The following is a 16,223-nucleotide window of genomic DNA, read 5'->3' on the forward strand; positions in this document are numbered from 1 at the left end:
AACGCTAGTTGACCGTGGCCCCAGCCGCCGCACCGACCGTCGCGCGCAGCTTGGCCTCGCTCAGGTCGTAGCCGCGCATCAGCAGCACCGCCAGCCCGACCAGCAACGCCGGCAGCACGGTGAAGCCGAGCAGCACGCCCAGTCGCGCGGTGCTGTCCTGCGGCGCGGCGTTGCCGGAGGTCGACGAGACGTAGCCGAAGATCTGCAGCACCAGCAGGTAGATGCCGGGGCCGAGGGCGAGCCCGAACGTCTCGCCGGCGGTCCACAGCCCGGTGAACACGCCGGCCTGCCGCTTGCCGGTGCGGGCCGTGTCGTAGGCGATGCAGTCCGGCAGCATCGCCAGCGCGAAGACCTGCTGCCCGGCGTAGGCCACGCCGAGCACGCCGACGATCAGATAGATGGCGACGTCCGGCAGCACCGGCGCGAGCACCAGCAGGACGGCGCCGGCGGCGAACAGCAGCGAGGCCCGCACGAACGCGCGCGCCTTGCCGACCCGGGCACCCACCCGGGTCCAGATCGGCATCACCAGCAGGGCCGGGCCGACGAAGCAGGCGAACAGGATGGTCGGCCCGGTGTCGGGGGAGTAGAGCACGTGGTCGGCGAAGTACTGCACGCCGGCCAGGATCATCGCGATACCGGCCGCCTGAATCACGAAGCAGATCAGCAGCAGCCGGAACGGCCGGTTGCGCGACGCCACCGCGAGTTGGGCGCGCAGCGACGGTTCGCTCTCCCGGACGGCACCGGTCGGCGCGCCGGACGTGCCGACGAAGACCGCGACCGTGCCGACCACGATCAGGCCGGCCACGAACACGCCCATCCAGCGGTAGCCCGGTATCCCGTCGCCGGCCATGTTGACCACGAGCGGCGCGATCGCACCGGACACCAGGATGGCGACCGCCAGCACCGCGACCCGCCAGGTGAGCAGCCGGGTCCGCTCGCTGTAGGAGTCGGTCAACTCGGCCGGCATCGCCACGTAGGGCACCTGGAAGAACGCGTACGCCGTCGCGGCCAGCAGGAAGGCCAGCGCGACGTAGCCACCGCGCCCGGAACCGAACGGCGCCGCGAAGATCGCCGCGAACAGCACGGCCAGGACCAGACCACCCACCAGGAGGTACGGCCGGCGGGCGCCCCACCGGCCGCGGGTGCGGTCGGAGATCCGCCCGGCGATGGGGTTGACCAGCACGTCCCAGGCCTTCGGGGCCCAGACCAGCACGCCGGCCAGCCAGGCCGCCACGCCGAGGGTGTCGGTGAGGTAGGGCGCCAGCAACAGGCCCGGCACGGTGCCGAACGCGCCGGTCACCAGCGAACCCAGCGCGTACCCGGCGTGCACCCGGCGCGGAAGCGGGGTACCCGAACGGGTGATCGCCGGTTGAGGTGGCTGCGCGTCCATGAGGCGGGATGTTAACCATCCACCGGCCCTCGCGGGGGATTTACTTTACGCTGCGGCGCGAGCGCGACGATTGGGACAGAAGGGGGTGGTGCCGGTGAAAGCCGGTGTAGCGGCCGGGCATCCGGCAACCACCGAGGTCGGCCTGCGGATCCTGGCCGCGGGCGGCACCGCGGCCGACGCGGCGGTGGCCGCGGTGCTGGCGTGCTCGGCGTCGGAGAGCGTGCTGACCGGCATCGGCGGTGGCGGCTTCGCCACCTACTACGACGCCGCCCATCGCACGGTCACCTGCCTCGACTTCTTCTGTTCGATCCCCGGGCTCGACGGCGACGTCCAGCCACAGCCGATGCTGCCGATCGAGGTGACCTTCGGCGGCGTGCCGATGCCCTACTCGATCGGCGGCCCGAGCGTCGGCATCCCCGGCGTGCCGGCCGGCTGCGGCGAGGTGCACCGCCGGTGGGGGCGGATGTCCTGGCACGACGTCGTGGAGCCGGCGGTGCTGCTGGCCCGGGCCGGTGTCGCGCTGCCCGAGGCGCAGGCCCGCACGCTGGTCAGCGTCGCGCCGGCGCTGATGCCCGGCGACGGCGGCGAGATCTACGCGCCCGGCGGCCGGCTGCTGCGCGGTGGCGAGACGCTGCACCACCCGGGCCTCGACAAGGCCCTCGACGGGCTGGCCGAGGAGGGCCCGTCGATCTTTTATACCGGCCGTTTCGGCGACGTGCTGGTCGACGCGGTCCGCTCCGCCGGCGGCGCGATCGGCCCGGCCGACCTGGCCGCCTACGAGGTGCTCGAACTGCCGGTCGCGCACGCCCGGCTGGCCGGCCGGCACGTCTACGCCCGCACCGACCTCAACGGCACCATCGCGACGATCAGCGCGCTGCCCGACCCGATCCAGGCGCTGCCGCGGCCGCGCCGGGCGGTGGCGGTGGCCGACGCCCTGCGGGAGTACGGCCGGCCCCGGATGGGCGACACCACGAACGTGTCGGTGGTCGACGAGGAGGGCAACGCCTGCGTGATCACCACGACGCTCGGCATCGGTGCCGGCGTCTGGCTGCCGGGGCTGGGCATCAACCTCAACTCGATGCTCGGCGAGGGTGAGCTGATCACCGAAGACATGGCGCCCGGGCAGCGGATGCAGTCGATGATGTGCCCGCTCGTGGTGATCGACGAGGACGGCGACCTGGTGCTGGCCGCCGGTTCGGCCGGTGCCTCGCGGATCCGCACTGCGCTGATCGACACGCTGCTCGGCGTGCTGGTCGACGGCCTCGACACGGAGACCGCCGTGGCCCGGCCACGCTTCCACGTCGTCGACAACGCGGTGCACGCCGAACTCGGCTATCCCGAGGACGAGCTGTCCGAACTGGCCCGGGCCGGCTACACGATCGTGCAGTGGGAAGAGCTCAACCACTTCTTCGGCGGCGTCAGCGCGGTCGGCGTGGCCGGGGCCGGCGGCGACCCGCGGCGCGGCGGCACCGGGCAACTGCTCTAGGCCGGCCACCAGGCGGCCCGGGAAAGATCCACCCGGTCGCCCTTCATCGGGGTCGCCTCGCCGGCCAGGCGGGCCAGCGCCTCGCCCTCGTGGCCGGGCACGACACGGCCGTTGGCGGCCACCACGCGGTGCCAGGGAACGCTGCCGCCGTGTTTCGCCATGATCGACCCGACCAGCCGGGCCGAGGCCCGCCCGGACGCCTCGGAGAGATAGTCGGCGATCGCGCCATACGACATCGCCCGCCCGGGCGGGATGCGTTCGACCACCGAGAGCACCGCTTCCACGTACTCCTCTGGCTCCACGCAGGCCACACTATGGGATCTCGGCGTGGCCGCGGGTGACCGACCGCGCAGAATGGACGCGTGCGCGAAGCAGTCACGACGGCCCGCCGCATCGTCGTCAAGATCGGCTCGTCGTCGCTGACCACGGCCGACGGCGGGCTCGACGCACACCGGGTGGACGCCCTGGTTGACGTGCTGGCCACGGCCGCCGGCGCCGGCCGCGAGGTGGTGCTGGTGTCCTCCGGCGCGATCGCCGCGGGCCTGGCTCCGCTGCGCATCCCGCGCCGGCCGCGCGACCTGGCCACCCAGCAGGCCGCCGCCTCGGTGGGCCAGGGCCTGCTGATCGGCCGCTACGCGGCCGCCTTCGCGCGGCACGGGCTGACCGTCGGTCAGGTGCTGCTGACCGCCGACGACGTGACCCGGCGCACCCACTACCGCAACGCCTACCGCACCCTGCGCAAGCTGCTCGACTTCGGCGCCGTGCCGATCGTCAACGAAAACGACACGGTGGCCACCGACGAGATCCGGTTCGGCGACAACGACCGGCTGGCCGCGCTGGTCGCCGCGCTGGTCGACGCCGAGTTGCTGGTGCTGCTCTCCGACGTCGACGCGCTCTACACCGGCGATCCGCGCAAGCCGGGCTCGCGGCGGATCGACGAGGTGCGCGGCGAAGACGACCTGACCGGCGTCACGGTCGGCGGCGCCGGGCGGGCCGGCATCGGCACCGGCGGCATGGTGACCAAGGTCGAGGCGGCGCGGATCGCCACCGGCTTCGGCATCCCGGTCGTGCTGACCGCGGCACCGCACGCCGCCGCCGCACTGGCCGGCGAGCCGGTCGGCACCCTCTTCCACGCGGGGTCGCGGCGCCCCACGGCCCGGCTCTTCTGGCTGGCCCACGCCACCGCGCCGCGCGGCCGGCTCCACCTCGACCCGGGCGCGGTGCAGGCGGTGGTCAACCGGCGTAAGTCGCTGCTGCCGGCCGGCATCACCGCGGTCGACGGGGTGTTCACCGCCGGCGACCCGGTCGACCTGGTCGACGTGTCGGGCGCGCCGGTCGCCCGCGGTCTGGTCAACTACGACGCGGTGGAGTTGCCCGCGCTGCTCGGCCGGTCGACCGGTGACCTGGCGGCCGAGTTGGGGCCCGGCTACGAGCGTGAGGTCGTGCACCGCGACGACCTCGTACTGTTGTGAGATGGAGGATCGGATGAGCGTCCGGGAGTTGGCCGAGCGGGCCCGGGTGGCCGCGGTCACCCTCGCCACCACGCCGCGCGCCGTCAAAGACCGCGCCCTGCTCGGGATGGCCGACGCGCTGGTCGCCCGCGCGCCGGAGGTTCTCGAGGCCAACGCCGCCGACCTGGCCGCGGGCCGGGAAGCGGGGCTCTCCGACGCGATCCTCGACCGGCTCGCGCTGACCCAGGCCCGGGTCGTCGCCATCGCTGGCGCGCTGCGCGAGATGGCCGCGCTGCCCGACCCGGTCGGCGAGGTGGTCCGCGGCTCGACCCTGCCCAACGGGCTCGAACTGCGGCAGATCCGGGTGCCGTTCGGCGTGGTCGGCATGATCTACGAGGGCCGGCCCAACGTGACCGTCGACGCCGCCGGCATCTGCCTCAAGTCCGGCAACGCGGCGCTGCTGCGGGGCTCGTCGTCGGCCGCCAACTCCAACGCCGCCCTGGTCGTCATCCTGCGCGAGGCGCTCGAGCTGGCCGGGCTGCCGGCCGACGCCGTGCAGTTGCTCGACTCGTCGACCCGCGACTCGGTCAAGGAGCTGATGCGCGCCCGCGGCCTGGTCGACGTGCTGATCCCGCGCGGCGGCGCGGCGCTGATCCGCGCCGTGGTCGAAGAGTCGACGGTGCCGGTGATCGAGACGGGCGTTGGCAACTGTCACGTCTACGTCGACGCGGCCGCCGACCTCGACAAGGCCGTCGCGATCGCGCTCAACTCGAAGACCCAGCGGCTGTCCACCTGCAACACCGCCGAGTCGCTGCTGGTGCACGCCGACGTGGCCGACGCGTTCCTGCCCCGGGTGCTGGCCGCGTTCGCCGAGGCCGGGGTGACCGTGCACGGCTCGCCCGAGGTGGCCGCGCACTCCGCGGCCGTGGTGCCGGCGACCGACGACGACTTCGCCACCGAATATCTGTCGGCCGACATCTCCGCCGCCGTTGTGCCGTCACTGGCGGCCGCGGTCGAGCACATCCGTCGCTACGGCACACAGCACACCGAGGCGATCGTGACCGAGTCGCTGGCCGCGTCGCGCGCGTTCGTCGCCGCGGTCGACGCCGCCGCGGTGATGGTCAACGCGTCGACCCGGTTCACCGACGGCGGCGAGTTCGGCTTCGGCGCCGAGATCGGCATCTCCACGCAGAAGCTGCACGCCCGCGGCCCGATGGGCCTGCCCGAACTGACCTCCACGAAATACGTGGTGACCGGCGACGGCCAACTCCGCGCCTAGCTGGTGGCGAACTCCACGACCACCTTGATGTCGCCGTCGCGCACGGCGTACGCCTCGGCGTAGTCGTCGACCGGCACCCGGCGGGTGATCAGCCGGTTCAGCCACTTCTTGTTGGCGCCGGCCAGCGCGTCGGCGCCCGCCTTCCAGTGCCGGGCGTTGGCGTTGACCGAACCGAAGACGACGTTGTTCTCCAGCACCAGCGCCCGGTTGAGCGCGCCGCCGTCGACCGGGATCTGATGGCCGCCGGTCGACACGCCGGTCAGGCAGACCACGCCGCACGGGCCGACCGCGTCCATCACGCCGAAGACCAGCGACGGCGCGCCGGTGCACTCGAGCACCAGGTCGGGCGTGAAGCCCAGGTCGCCGAGCGGCTTGCTGTGGTAGGTCGCCCCGAGGTCGTGGGTGAGCTGCGGCTTGGGCCCGTCGGTAGCCCGGTCGAGCACGTGCACCTCGAGCCCGCGCTGGCGTCCCAGCAGGGCGGCCAGCAGGCCGATCGGCCCGGCGCCGGTGACCAGCACGTTGGCCGGCTCCCAGGGGTCGCGCTCGGTGAACCGGTCGATCAGCTCCCACGCCTTGGCGACCACGCTGGTCGGCTCTAGCAGCACGCCCAGCATGCCGAGCGACCGGTCGAGCTTGACCGCGTGCTCCGGCTCGATCCGCCACCGGTCGCGGGCGAACCCGTCGAGCCCCTTGATCCCGTGCTCGGTGTATTGCCCGTTGCGGCACATGTCCCACTCGCCGGCCGCGCAGTTGGCGCACGGCACCGGGTCAGGGTGGCGGACGATGCCGGCGACCAGGTCGCCGAACTCGAACTGACCGGTCGGGTCCTCGACCACCCGGCCGAGCGACTCGTGGCCGAGGACCAGCACCTCTTCGCCGGGCGGGGCCTCGCCGTAGTCGGCCGCGATGATCTCCCGGTCGGTGCCGCACACGCCGACCGCGACGGCCTCCACGAGCAGCGCGCCCTCCCGCTCGTCGGGCTCGCTGAAGTCCTGGCTGAGCCGCAGGGAGTCTTTCTTCCCAGGTGTCACGGTCAGTGCCCGCATAGGACTCATCTTGGTGTCCGGCGCCCCCTTGCGCACGGAAACTCCTCGTGCCTAACCTTTGCCCAAGTCAAAGAATCTGTTGAGGCGAGCACATGAGTCTCGAGCCGGTGGCGCGGGTCCGCGCCTTCAACCGCTTCTACACCCGGGTGATCGGCGTGCTCGGAGAGGGCCTGCGCGACACGAGCTACTCGCTCAGCGAGGCGCGGGTGCTCCTCGAGCTGGCCCAGGCCGACGCCGTCGAGGTGGTCGACCTGCGCCGCGGGCTCGGCCTCGACGCCGGCTATCTGAGCCGGGTGCTGAGCCGCTTCGAAGCCGACGGGCTGCTCGCCCTGTCGCGCTCGGCGGTCGACGGCCGCCGCCAGGTCGTGGCGCTGACCGAGGCCGGGCGGGCGGCGGCCCGCGACATCGACGAGCGGTCCCGCACCGAGGTCGGCACGCTGCTGCGCCCGCTCGAAGAGGGCCAGCGCCGCCGGCTCCTCGGGGCGATGGACGCGATCCAGGAGGTGCTCGGGCCGGCGCCACGGTCGAGCCTGGTGGTGCTGCGGCCGCCGGCGGCCGGCGACCTGGGATGGATCGTCCGCCGGCACGGTGAGCTCTACGCCGCGGCGCACGGCTGGGACGCCCGGTTCGAGGCCTACGTCGCGAGAATCCTGGGCGCGTTCGCCGCCGGGCCCCGCGAGGCGCTCTGGATCGCCGACATCGACGGCGCGCCGGTCGGCTCGATCATGTGCGCACGCGACGACGACGAGACCGCCCGGCTGCGGATCCTGCTGGTCGAGCCGGCCGTCCGGGGCATCGGGCTGGGTCGCCGGCTGGTCGACGAGTGCCTGCGCTTCGCCCGCCAGGCCGGCTACCGCCGGATCGTGCTGAGCGCCTACGACGCGATGGCCGAGGCGCGCCGGATCTACGAGCGGGTCGGCTTCCGCCTCGAGTCCGGCCGCCCGGTGCACGAGTTCGGTGCCGACCTGGTCGACGAGCAGTGGTCGATGGACCTGGTCAGTTGAGACACAGCTCGCCGTCTTCGCTGGCCACGATCGTGCCGGTGGGGAAGGGCTCGACCGCGTCGGCGGGCAGCGTCGACGGGATCGGCGGGTCGGCGCGCAGGGCATACCAGGGTCCGGCACACGTGGGTGACTCGCGCAGCGTGACGGCCACCCGCGGCCGGGCCTCGGTCAGCGTCAGCCGGTCGGAGGCGAAGAGCTTCTGCGAGCCGTCGCGCTGTGTCTCGTAGGTGACCCAGGAGATCGCGATCACGTCACCGGCGCAGACCGGCCCCGCGGTGATCACCAGTTCGGTGCCCTCGCCGGCCGCCTTCACCGTCGAGGTGCACGGCGGTGGCTCGTAGGTCGTGCCGACCGGCCGCGTCGGCGGCGGGACGCTGGGCGCGGGTCCGCCGCCACCGGGCGCCGCCGGCGTCGGGGTCGCGCCCGGCGCCGGCCGGCTGGGCGCGACGGTCGGCGCCGCGTAGGGGGGCAGCAGCAGGCTCGGCGCGAGCGTGCCGGTCGCCGGCGGCGGTTCGGCGACGCCGACCGTCGGGCGGTCGTGTGCGGGCAGTCGGGCCAGCCCGATCAGCCCGGCCACGGCGACGGCGACGGCCGCCGTGGCGCCGATCCGGCGTTGCCGGCGGCGCCGCACGGTCTGCTGGACCGAATCGACGCCGGGCGGCCGCAGCAGGTGGTCGACCGACCCGGTCAGCTGGGCGAACGCGTCCCGGACCCGGTCGTCGGTCGGCGGCAGGTCAAGCACTGCGCACCTCCTGACCCGTGGTCACGTCGTCGTCGGCCAGCCGCAAGGCCAGCGCCGCGCGGCCGCGGTGCAGCCACGACTTGACCGTGCCCTCGGCCGCGCCGGTCAACTCGGCGATCTCGGCGATCGACACGTCGGCCAGGTAGAACAGCACCACCGCCTGGCGCTGCCGCTCGGGCAGGCTGGCCAGCGCCGCGCGCAGGGCCACCCGGTCCGGGCCCGGCCCGGGGGAGTGCTCTTCGCGGGCGCCGCGGGTCAGGTGCAGCAGACGCCGCGCCCGGCGCCAGCGGCTGGTCGCGAGGTTCCAGGCCACCCGGCGGACCCAGGCGCCCGGATCATCCAGTGTGGACCAGCGCGGCCAGGCCCGGCAGAATGCTTCCTGCACCACGTCCTGCGCCTCAGCCAGGTCGCCGGTGTGGGCGAACAGCTGATGCGTGAGTGGACGGAACCACGCGGCGTAGAACTCCGCGAAGTCGGGCTTGTCGGGCACGACACCCCCGTGGTCGACGGCACTCACAGATTAGCCCGTCGATGCCGCCTTGCTCATTGTGGTAATTCGGCCGACGCCGGGCCGCCGGTGGGTGAAACTGAGAGCCATGACGCGGTCGCGACAAATCAACGGCTCGCAATCCCGTCGGCTGGTCCAGGACCCGTGCGACGACGAGAGCTGCCCCAGCTGCTACGGCGACCCCTCGCGGGCCGAGATGCTGCGCCGATCCGGCCGGCTGCCGGACCGCACGCACCGCCTCGACGAGCGCCCGGAGACCGACTAGACCGGTCGGCTCGCCGCGAACAGCTCCGGAAAGACCTTGGCCACCTTGGCGGTCAGGTAGTCGCCATAGGTGCCGGTGAAGGCGACCGGGTCCGCGCCGTCCCAGCGCGGCTCGCCGCTGGCGGTCGTGCGCGCCCGGCCGGGCAGCGGCGGCACCTCGGCGCCGAAGTCCGGGTCGAAGAAGAACGGGTAGGAAAGCCGCTCGTTGCCGCTGACGTTGCGCACCCGGTGCAGCGTGGAGCGGTACCAGCCGCCGGTCAGCCGCTCGAGCATGTCGCCGATGTTGCAGACGAACGTGCCGGGCAGCGGTGGGGCGTCGACCCAGCCGCCGGGCGTACGCACGGAAAGCCCGCCGTTGTGGTCCTGGGCCAGCAGCGTGAGCAGGCCGTAGTCGGTGTGCTCGCCGACGCCCCAATCGTCGGCCTCCGGCTCCTGCGGCGGGTAGTGGAAGATCCGGAACAGCACCGTGGGCACCCGGGTGTAGCCGGCGGCGAAATAGTCGGCCGGCAGGTCAAGGCTGAGGGCGACGCCCCGCAACACGTCCTGGGCCAGGGCGGTCAGCGCGGCCAGATAGTCGAGCACCGCCGCGCGCAGCTCGGGCACCGCGGGCGGGAAGAGGTTGCGACCGTGCAGCGGCAGGCCGGCGCGCGGGTCACCGGCGGGCAGTTCCTCGCCGAAATAGAGGCCCTCCTTGCGGTCGGGCCGGCCGGCGGTCAGCTCGCCGCCGAGCGGGAAATAGCCCCGCCAGGCCGGCCCCGCGTGCCGCATCGCGATCGCCAGCTTCTCGTCGTCGGGCCGCGCGAAGAAGGCCCGGGCCGCCGCGTCGAGACGGTCGAGGAGAGCGGCCGGCACCCCGTGCCCCGCGACGTAGAAGAACCCGGTGTCGCGGCACGCCGACTCGATCTCCCGAGCCACCGCGCCGGCGTCGCCGCCGGTCCGCAGCGGCGCGACATCGATCACCGGCAGCCTCGTATCAGTCATGCCGAAAGCCTAGGATCTCGACATGACCCCGGAGGAGATCGGAACACGGCTGACAGGGCTGGTCACCGGTGACGCCTCCGTCTCGGGCGGCAACGCCCACTCCCGGGCGACCGTCGACGTGCCGCCCGGCGGGTGGGTCGAGGCGGTCCTGGCCGCCCGCGACGACGCGGAGCTGGCCTGCGACTTCTTCGACTGGCTGTCCGCCGTCGACGAGCTCGACGACGGTTTCGCGGTGGTCGCACACCTGTGGTCGACCGGCCACCGGCACGGCCTGCTGCTGCGCACCCGGGTGCCGCGCGCCGAGCCGGTGATCGACACGATCGTCCCGATCTTTCCGGGCGCCGCCTGGCACGAGCGCGAGACGCACGAGATGTTCGGGATCGACTTCGCCGGCCACCCCGACCTCAAGCCGCTGCTGCTGCCGCCCGAGTTCGAGGGCCACCCGCTGCGCAAGGAGTTCGTGCTCGCCTCCCGGGTCGCCAAGGCCTGGCCGGGCGCCAAGGAGCCGGGCGAGAGCGAGGCCGGCACCAGCAAGCGCGCGCCCATGCGGCCGCCGGGCGTGCCGGCGCCGGGCGAATGGGGTCCCGCCTGATGCCGCTCTGGCTGGAGGTCCTCATCCGCGTGGTCGGCGTCGTCGCCGCCTTCCTGATCCTCCCGCTGGTCGTCGGCCAGACCGAGCACAAGGTGATGGCACACATGCAGGGCCGGCTCGGCCCGATGTACGCCGGCGCCTACCACGGCTGGGCCCAGCTGATCGCCGACGGCATCAAGTTCGTGCAGAAGGAAGACGTCACCCCGGCCGCCGCCGACCGGGCGGTGTTCCGGCTCGCGCCGATCATCGCGTTGGTGCCCTACCTGCTGGTGCTGCTCGTGGTGCCGCTCGGCCCGGGCGACCTGGTCGGGCAGAACCTCGACGTCGGGCTGTTCTTCGTGCTGGCCGTGCTCGGCGTCGGCGTGGTCGCGGTGCTGATGTCGGCCTGGGCCTCGGCCAACAAATACAGCCTGCTCGGCGGCCTGCGCGGCGCGGCCCAGCTGCTCGGCTACGAACTGCCGATGGTGCTCGCCGCGGCCAGCGTCGCGATGGCGGCCGGCACGCTGAGCCTGACCGGCATCGTCGAGGCGTGGCGGCCGTGGTGGCTGCTCTGGCAGCTGCCGGCCCTGCTGGTGTTCTTCGTGGCCGGCCTCGCCGAGATCCGCCGCCCGCCGTTCGACATGCCGATCGCCGACTCCGAGCTGGTGTTCGGCTACCTGACCGAATACACCGGGCTGCGGTTCGCGTTCTTCCTGCTCGCCGAGTACGTCGGCATCGTGGTGATCGCCGCGCTGACGACCGTGCTGTTCCTCGGCGGCTGGAAGGGCCCGTTCGACGGCCAGCTCGGTTGGCTGTGGACGCTTGTCAAGATCTTCGCGGTCGCCTTCGTGGTGATCTGGTTCCGGGTCGCCTACCCCCGGCTGCGCGAAGACCAGCTGCAGCGGCTGTGCTGGCTCGTGCTCGTGCCGGTGTCGCTCGGCCAGCTGGTGCTGACCGCCGCGGTCCGGGTGGCGCTGTGACGACCGCCGACCGCGAGGCGCTGGTGCGCCGGCTGATCGCCGACGTCTGGAACGGGGCCCGCGAGGCCACCGCACACGAGCTGATCGCCCCCGACTGCCCGGGCCTGGGCGGAAGCGGTCCGGACGGGGTGCTGGCCTGGCACCAGGAGCGGCGGGAGTCCTTTCCGGACCTGCGCTACAAGGTGGTCGACCTGATCGTCGCGGGCGACCGGGCGGCGGTGCACTGGCGCGCGGCCGGCACCCAGATGGGTCAGTTCGGTCCGGTGGCGCCGACCGGCACGGTGGTCAGCTACTCGGGTGCCACGTTCCTGCGCTTCGATGCGGAGGGGCGGATCGCCGACGTGTGGAGCGTCAACGAACTGTTCCAGCTGCTCCAGCAGCTCGGCGTGGAGCTGCTGCCGCCAGCCTGACAGGCGAAATCTTGGGGAAGGCCTGACAATAGCCAACCCTGTGGCGACCGTACGCTCGCAATGCGTGGTTAAATGCCCGCATCGACACGCGTCTGGGTGCGTCGGTGCCCAACCACAGCCTCCGGCGACCGCACTCCGGGCCGCCCGATCGCCCGTGGCTGCGGCCCGAACCGATCTCCCTGGCGCCGCTGCCAGAGCCGCCCGACGCGGAGCCGACCGCCAATCCCGCCGGCGTCGCACTGGCCCGCGTCTATGCGCTGTTTCCGGCGGCCATCCGGCTCAGCTGCGGCATCGCCGTCGCCGTGGTCGCCCTCGCGGTGCGGACGCCGCCGGTCGAAGCCGTGCCGCTCGCGCTCGCCGTCGTCGCGCTGACCGTCTGGTCCTATGTGTTCTATCGGCAGACCATCGACAACGGCATCAAGCCCTGGGTGGTGCTGGTCGACGCGGCGCTGACCATCGTCGCCTGCCTGGCGATGCGGGTGCTGGTCGCGCCGGACGTGATGCCCGGCGGCGTGAGCTGGGTCGCGGTGCTGGCCAGCACCTCGATCATCACGGCGCCGTTCGCGCTGCGGGTGGCGCACGGCATCCTGGTCGGCCTCACCATCGCGGCGGCGTACTGTGCCGGTGGGTTCCTCGCCGGTCAGCAGGACGAGGCGATCAGCCACTCGGCCGTGCTGGTCGTGCAGACCTTCCTGGCGGTCGGGCTGGTCTACCTGACCCGGCGCAGCACCCGAGCGGCCGACGGGGTCTTCGCCGCCTACCAGCGCACCCATCGCGAGGCGGTGATCGCCCGCGCCGGGCGTGAGGCCGAGCGCAAGCAGAACCGCGACCTGCACGACACCGTGCTGTCGACGCTGACCATGGTCGGCCTCGGCGGTGTCGCCGCGCAGTCCCCGATGCTGCGCGCGCGGGCGTCCTCAGACCTGCGCACCCTCTTCGACCCGGCCCGCCAGCCGGTGCTCGATCCGGCCGCGAAGGTGTCCCTCGACGAGCGGCTACGGCTGATCGTCGAGCGCTACGAGGGCTATCCGCTGACGGCCTCGCTCGAACCGTGCCTCGTGCCGTCGGCCGTGGCCGACGCGCTCGCCGAGAGCGCCGACGCCGCGCTGTCCAATGTGGTGCGGCACGGCGAGGGCTCGGTCGCCTGGCTGCGGCTACACCAGACCCGCGACACCGTGGTGGTCGAGGTGATCGACGTCGGTCCCGGCTTCGACATGGGCGCCATCCCGCCCCACCGCTACGGCATCCGCGAGTCGATCATGGCCCGGATGTCGTCGGTGAGCGCCACCGCGCGGATCGACACCGCGCCCGGCAACGGCACCCGGATCGTCCTGGAGTGGGCCCGTGTCGGCTGAACGCCTGCAGCGGGCCGGCGCCGCGGTGGTCGCCACCGCCGACCGGGGTGGCCGGATCGCCGCGGTGGCCATCGCGTTCGGCTGGCACTTCGCCGTCAACGTGCCCGGGATCGCCAGCGGTTGGACCGACTACCGGGTGCCGTGGGCCGCCGCGGCCGGCTGGGTGCTGTTCACCGTCGTCGGCGTGCTCGCCACCGCGCGGCTGTTCTACGGCTTCGCCGTGCCGGTCTTCCCGCTGCTGGCCGTCCTGCTGATCGTCGACGTCCTGGTCATCGCGGCCACCCCCGACGGGCAGATGTTCGACACGCCCAACTGGGCCTGGGGCACGGTCGGCTGGTTCGCGCTCCTGCTGCTCTACGACCGCGGCATCGGCGCGCTGGTGACCGTGCTCGCGCTCAACGCGCTCTTCGGGCTGATCGGGGTGCTGGCCGGCAGCACCGACGGCCATGGCGCGGCCGACCTGAGCCGCTTCGTCATGTATGTCTACGGCACCGGCGTGCTGCCGATCGCCCTGATGGCGGCGATGGGCGTGCTGCGCGCCACCGCACACCAGGCGGCGGCCACCGAAGCCGCCCGCGCCGCGCTCGAGTCCGAGCGGCTCGGCGCCGTGCACGCCCAACGTGAGCGCCAGGATCGGCTCGGCATCGTCTCCGAGGCCGCCGGCGCACTCCTGCACGATCTCGCCACCGGGCGCGCCGACCCGGCCGACCTCGACGTGCAGCGGGCCTGTGCCCTCGCCGCCGGCCGGCTGCGGCGGTTGATCGCCGAGTCCGACGACGTGCCCGACCCGCTCCTGCACGAGCTGCGCGCCTGCGTCGACGTGGCCGAACGGCAGGGCGTTCCGGTCGACCTCATCGCGGTCGGTGAGCTGCCCGAGCTCGACGTCGCGATCCGGCGCCGGCTGGCCGAGCCGCTCGCCGCGACGCTGGCCACCGCCCGGCTCTGGGCCCGGGTGACGGTCGTGGCGCAGCCCGACGAGGTGGTGGTCAGCCTGACCACCCCGGCGACGGCAGGACCGGCCAAGGAGTCCTACTCCTGGCCCATGGACGGCGTAGTGGACTACTGGTACGAGCGGGACGAGGAACTGGTATGGACACAGACACGATGGCGGGCGGCATGACGTACGGGTCGGGGGCGGCACGGGTCTCGGTGGCGATCGTCGACGACCATCCCGTGGTGCTCGAGGGAGTGCGCTCCTGGCTGTCGGCCGACCCGCGGCTGGAGGTCGTCGCCACCGGCGACAACGTCGAGGCGGTGCGCACCGCGGCACCGGCCGACGTGATCCTGCTCGACCTGCGGCTGCACGGCCGGATGGTGGTCGACCAGGTGAGCGAGCTGAGCGCGGCCGGGCAACGGGTGGTGGTCTACTCGGAGCACCACGAGCCCAACACGATCCTGGCGGTGCTCGACGCCGGCGCGGTGGCGTTCCTGGCCAAGCACGAGGGGCGCGACCACTGTGTCGAGACGGTGCTCGCCGCGGCGGCCGACCGGCCCTACGTGCCGCCCTCACTGGCCGGCGCGATGGTCGGTGACCGGCGCAGCAGCCGGCCGGCGCTGTCCGACAAGGAGCGTGAGGCGCTGCTGCTCTGGTTCCAGTCGATGTCGAAGGCGTCGGTGGCCAAGCGGATGCAGATCAGCGAGCACACCGTGAAGCAATACGTCGACCGCGCGCGGATCAAATACGCCCGCGCCGGGCGGCCGGCGGCCACCAAATCGGCGTTGCTGGCGCGGGCGATCGAAGACGGGCTGATCCGGCCCGAAGAGATTGGGACTTACCGGTCATACGCCTCACCCGATCGGCCATTGCCGTAGCCGGCCGATCGACCGACCCCCGGTTGACTGTCATGACACTGCGTGGCGTTAGCGCCAACATGGTGACAGGTTCCTCACCTTGGAGGCCCCGTCCCAATGAGCGCCGCACCCTTCTTCATCCAGCCATATCGGTTCGACGACCCGAACCCCGATGACACCGGCCCCACCCTCGACCGGCACCGCGCGATCGTCCTCGATCCGGGCGAAGAGGTGCTGTGGCGTGGCCGGGTCAACGTCACCGGCTACCTGACCGGCCAGCCCGGCGGGCAACCCGAGCGACGCTGGACGCTGCCCCGCTGCGCCGACGTCACGGTCACCGATCGCCGGCTGGCCTACGTCTGCGACGACTGGGACCTGGCCCGGGTCGGTGGGCCGCGGCACCGTTCGGTCTCGGCCATCGGCGCACCGCGCCCACGCCGCCGGCCCGCGCTCGGCGGCGGCACCCGGGTCGCCACCGGCCAGATCCTCTGGCAGTGGCCGTGGCGGTTGCACCTGCTGCCCGCGCCCGGCCCGCAGGGCGTGCTGATCGTGTGCGACTCGATGCGCTCCAACCGGCGGCCGGCGCTGATGCTCTCCGGCGGCGTCGCCGCCGACGGTCGCGAACTGGCGCTGACCATCCGCCGCACGATCTCCCGGTTCCGGCTGACCAACCCCGACATCGTCGAGTTGTCGCCGCGCGACCGCGACGCGCTGCACCTGCGCGCCGGCTCGGCGCTGCTGCTCGACGAGCTCACCGACCCGCAGCGCGGCGTCGCCCTACCGGGCGGCCTGCCGGTCGAGTTCGTCAATCGTGACGACTACTACCACCCGGCCCCGGTCCAGCAGCAGTGGGGCCTGGCTGGCGACGGCCCCGCCTAGGCCGCCGTTCGACTCATCCCTCCCCGGCGAACAGGGCGTCCCTCGAAGGGGCGCCCTGTTCGCGTCGCGCATCGATAGATCGATCC

18 protein-coding genes are annotated in these 16,223 nt (G+C 73.1%); 12 read left to right on the forward strand and 6 right to left on the reverse strand.

Features of this window, described 5'->3' with window-relative positions; genetic code table 11:
* Window positions 1-4: 4 nt before the first annotated feature.
* Window positions 5-1,390 (reverse strand): MFS transporter, encoded by a 1,386-nt coding sequence (locus tag AB0J74_RS07765; protein ID WP_363445810.1) that lies wholly within the window; start codon window positions 1,388-1,390, stop codon window positions 5-7.
* Between the two features lie 94 nt (window positions 1,391-1,484).
* On the opposite strand from AB0J74_RS07765, the gene AB0J74_RS07770 reads away from it, so the two are divergent.
* Window positions 1,485-2,876 (forward strand): gamma-glutamyltransferase, encoded by a 1,392-nt coding sequence (locus AB0J74_RS07770; protein ID WP_363445812.1) that lies wholly within the window; start codon window positions 1,485-1,487, stop codon window positions 2,874-2,876.
* On the opposite strand, the gene AB0J74_RS07775 is transcribed toward AB0J74_RS07770, so the two are convergent.
* Complete coding sequence (locus AB0J74_RS07775) at window positions 2,873-3,178, reverse strand: MGMT family protein (RefSeq protein ID WP_363445813.1); 306 nt, start codon at window positions 3,176-3,178, stop codon at window positions 2,873-2,875. The genes AB0J74_RS07770 and AB0J74_RS07775 overlap by 4 nt on opposite strands.
* 60 nt (window positions 3,179-3,238) lie before the next feature.
* On the opposite strand from AB0J74_RS07775, the gene proB reads away from it, so the two are divergent.
* Together proB and AB0J74_RS07785 are read left to right on the forward strand one after the other, a co-directional pair.
* Window positions 3,239-4,348, forward strand: coding sequence for a glutamate 5-kinase (gene proB, locus AB0J74_RS07780; protein ID WP_363445815.1), 1,110 nt, complete (start codon window positions 3,239-3,241; stop codon window positions 4,346-4,348).
* Between the two features lie 13 nt (window positions 4,349-4,361).
* The gene (locus tag AB0J74_RS07785) at window positions 4,362-5,606 is read left to right on the forward strand and encodes a glutamate-5-semialdehyde dehydrogenase (protein ID WP_363446588.1); all 1,245 of its coding nucleotides are present in this window, start codon (window positions 4,362-4,364) and stop codon (window positions 5,604-5,606) included.
* Here the strand turns inward: AB0J74_RS07785 and AB0J74_RS07790 are convergent.
* Window positions 5,603-6,652, reverse strand: a complete 1,050-nt coding sequence (locus AB0J74_RS07790; protein ID WP_363445817.1) for a glucose 1-dehydrogenase — start codon at window positions 6,650-6,652, stop codon at window positions 5,603-5,605. The two genes, AB0J74_RS07785 and AB0J74_RS07790, sit on opposite strands and share 4 nt — an antisense overlap.
* 92 nt (window positions 6,653-6,744) lie before the next feature.
* Between AB0J74_RS07790 and AB0J74_RS07795 the strand changes: the two genes are divergently transcribed.
* Window positions 6,745-7,656 (forward strand): helix-turn-helix domain-containing GNAT family N-acetyltransferase, encoded by a 912-nt coding sequence (locus AB0J74_RS07795; protein ID WP_363445819.1) that lies wholly within the window; start codon window positions 6,745-6,747, stop codon window positions 7,654-7,656.
* Here AB0J74_RS07795 and AB0J74_RS07800 read toward each other — a convergent pair.
* Both AB0J74_RS07800 and AB0J74_RS07805 read right to left on the reverse strand, forming a co-directional pair.
* Window positions 7,649-8,398, reverse strand: a complete 750-nt coding sequence (locus AB0J74_RS07800; protein WP_363445821.1) for a hypothetical protein — start codon at window positions 8,396-8,398, stop codon at window positions 7,649-7,651. The genes AB0J74_RS07795 and AB0J74_RS07800 overlap by 8 nt on opposite strands.
* The gene (locus AB0J74_RS07805; RefSeq protein ID WP_363445823.1) at window positions 8,391-8,915 is read right to left on the reverse strand and encodes a SigE family RNA polymerase sigma factor; all 525 of its coding nucleotides are present in this window, start codon (window positions 8,913-8,915) and stop codon (window positions 8,391-8,393) included. The genes AB0J74_RS07800 and AB0J74_RS07805 overlap by 8 nt, the downstream gene beginning before the upstream one ends.
* A gap of 79 nt (window positions 8,916-8,994) precedes the next feature.
* Here AB0J74_RS07805 and AB0J74_RS07810 point away from each other — a divergent pair, with 79 nt between their 5' ends.
* Complete coding sequence (locus AB0J74_RS07810; RefSeq protein ID WP_363445825.1) at window positions 8,995-9,171, forward strand: hypothetical protein; 177 nt, start codon at window positions 8,995-8,997, stop codon at window positions 9,169-9,171.
* On the opposite strand, the gene AB0J74_RS07815 is transcribed toward AB0J74_RS07810, so the two are convergent.
* Complete coding sequence (locus AB0J74_RS07815; protein ID WP_363445827.1) at window positions 9,168-10,151, reverse strand: 2-oxoglutarate and iron-dependent oxygenase domain-containing protein; 984 nt, start codon at window positions 10,149-10,151, stop codon at window positions 9,168-9,170. The two genes, AB0J74_RS07810 and AB0J74_RS07815, sit on opposite strands and share 4 nt — an antisense overlap.
* Window positions 10,152-10,173: 22 nt before the next feature.
* Between AB0J74_RS07815 and AB0J74_RS07820 the strand changes: the two genes are divergently transcribed.
* The 7 genes from AB0J74_RS07820 to AB0J74_RS07850 all read left to right on the forward strand — a co-directional run bounded on the left by AB0J74_RS07820 (window position 10,174) and on the right by AB0J74_RS07850 (window position 16,137).
* Window positions 10,174-10,743: an NADH-quinone oxidoreductase subunit C gene (locus tag AB0J74_RS07820; RefSeq protein ID WP_363445829.1), complete on the forward strand. Its 570-nt coding sequence runs from the start codon at window positions 10,174-10,176 to the stop codon at window positions 10,741-10,743.
* Window positions 10,743-11,702, forward strand: coding sequence for a complex I subunit 1 family protein (locus tag AB0J74_RS07825; protein ID WP_363445831.1), 960 nt, complete (start codon window positions 10,743-10,745; stop codon window positions 11,700-11,702). Before AB0J74_RS07820 ends, AB0J74_RS07825 begins: the two co-directional genes overlap by 1 nt.
* A complete protein-coding gene (locus tag AB0J74_RS07830) occupies window positions 11,699-12,112 on the forward strand; it encodes an ester cyclase (protein WP_363445833.1) in 414 nt (137 codons plus the stop codon). The genes AB0J74_RS07825 and AB0J74_RS07830 overlap by 4 nt, the downstream gene beginning before the upstream one ends.
* 104 nt (window positions 12,113-12,216) lie before the next feature.
* Window positions 12,217-13,467 carry an ATP-binding protein gene (locus AB0J74_RS07835; RefSeq protein WP_363445835.1) on the forward strand — a complete coding sequence of 417 codons (1,251 nt, stop codon included), beginning with the start codon at window positions 12,217-12,219 and terminating at the stop codon, window positions 13,465-13,467.
* Complete coding sequence (locus AB0J74_RS07840) at window positions 13,457-14,587, forward strand: hypothetical protein (protein ID WP_363445837.1); 1,131 nt, start codon at window positions 13,457-13,459, stop codon at window positions 14,585-14,587. Before AB0J74_RS07835 ends, AB0J74_RS07840 begins: the two co-directional genes overlap by 11 nt.
* Window positions 14,557-15,279 carry a response regulator transcription factor gene (locus tag AB0J74_RS07845; RefSeq protein ID WP_363445839.1) on the forward strand — a complete coding sequence of 241 codons (723 nt, stop codon included), beginning with the start codon at window positions 14,557-14,559 and terminating at the stop codon, window positions 15,277-15,279. The genes AB0J74_RS07840 and AB0J74_RS07845 overlap by 31 nt, the downstream gene beginning before the upstream one ends.
* 96 nt (window positions 15,280-15,375) lie before the next feature.
* Complete coding sequence (locus AB0J74_RS07850) at window positions 15,376-16,137, forward strand: hypothetical protein (RefSeq protein ID WP_363445841.1); 762 nt, start codon at window positions 15,376-15,378, stop codon at window positions 16,135-16,137.
* Window positions 16,138-16,223: the final 86 nt, after the last annotated feature.

Source organism: Asanoa sp. NPDC049573 (genome assembly GCF_040676615.1).
Classification (GTDB): Bacteria; Actinomycetota; Actinomycetes; order Mycobacteriales; family Micromonosporaceae; genus Asanoa.

Bases quoted from the DNA above. Each gene is read 5' to 3' on its own strand.
- AB0J74_RS07815 (WP_363445827.1), bottom strand. From the start codon at position 10,151: ATGACTGATACGAGGCTGCCGGTGATCGATGTCGCGCCGCTGCGGACC.
- AB0J74_RS07765 (WP_363445810.1), bottom strand. From the start codon at position 1,390: ATGGACGCGCAGCCACCTCAACCGGCGATCACCCGTTCGGGTACCCCG.
- AB0J74_RS07795 (WP_363445819.1), top strand. From the start codon at position 6,745: ATGAGTCTCGAGCCGGTGGCGCGGGTCCGCGCCTTCAACCGCTTCTAC.
- AB0J74_RS07845 (WP_363445839.1), top strand. From the start codon at position 14,557: ATGGACACAGACACGATGGCGGGCGGCATGACGTACGGGTCGGGGGCG.
- AB0J74_RS07820 (WP_363445829.1), top strand. From the start codon at position 10,174: ATGACCCCGGAGGAGATCGGAACACGGCTGACAGGGCTGGTCACCGGT.
- AB0J74_RS07850 (WP_363445841.1), top strand. From the start codon at position 15,376: ATGAGCGCCGCACCCTTCTTCATCCAGCCATATCGGTTCGACGACCCG.
- AB0J74_RS07785 (WP_363446588.1), top strand. From the start codon at position 4,362: ATGAGCGTCCGGGAGTTGGCCGAGCGGGCCCGGGTGGCCGCGGTCACC.
- AB0J74_RS07825 (WP_363445831.1), top strand. From the start codon at position 10,743: ATGCCGCTCTGGCTGGAGGTCCTCATCCGCGTGGTCGGCGTCGTCGCC.
- AB0J74_RS07810 (WP_363445825.1), top strand. From the start codon at position 8,995: ATGACGCGGTCGCGACAAATCAACGGCTCGCAATCCCGTCGGCTGGTC.
- AB0J74_RS07790 (WP_363445817.1), bottom strand. From the start codon at position 6,652: ATGCGGGCACTGACCGTGACACCTGGGAAGAAAGACTCCCTGCGGCTC.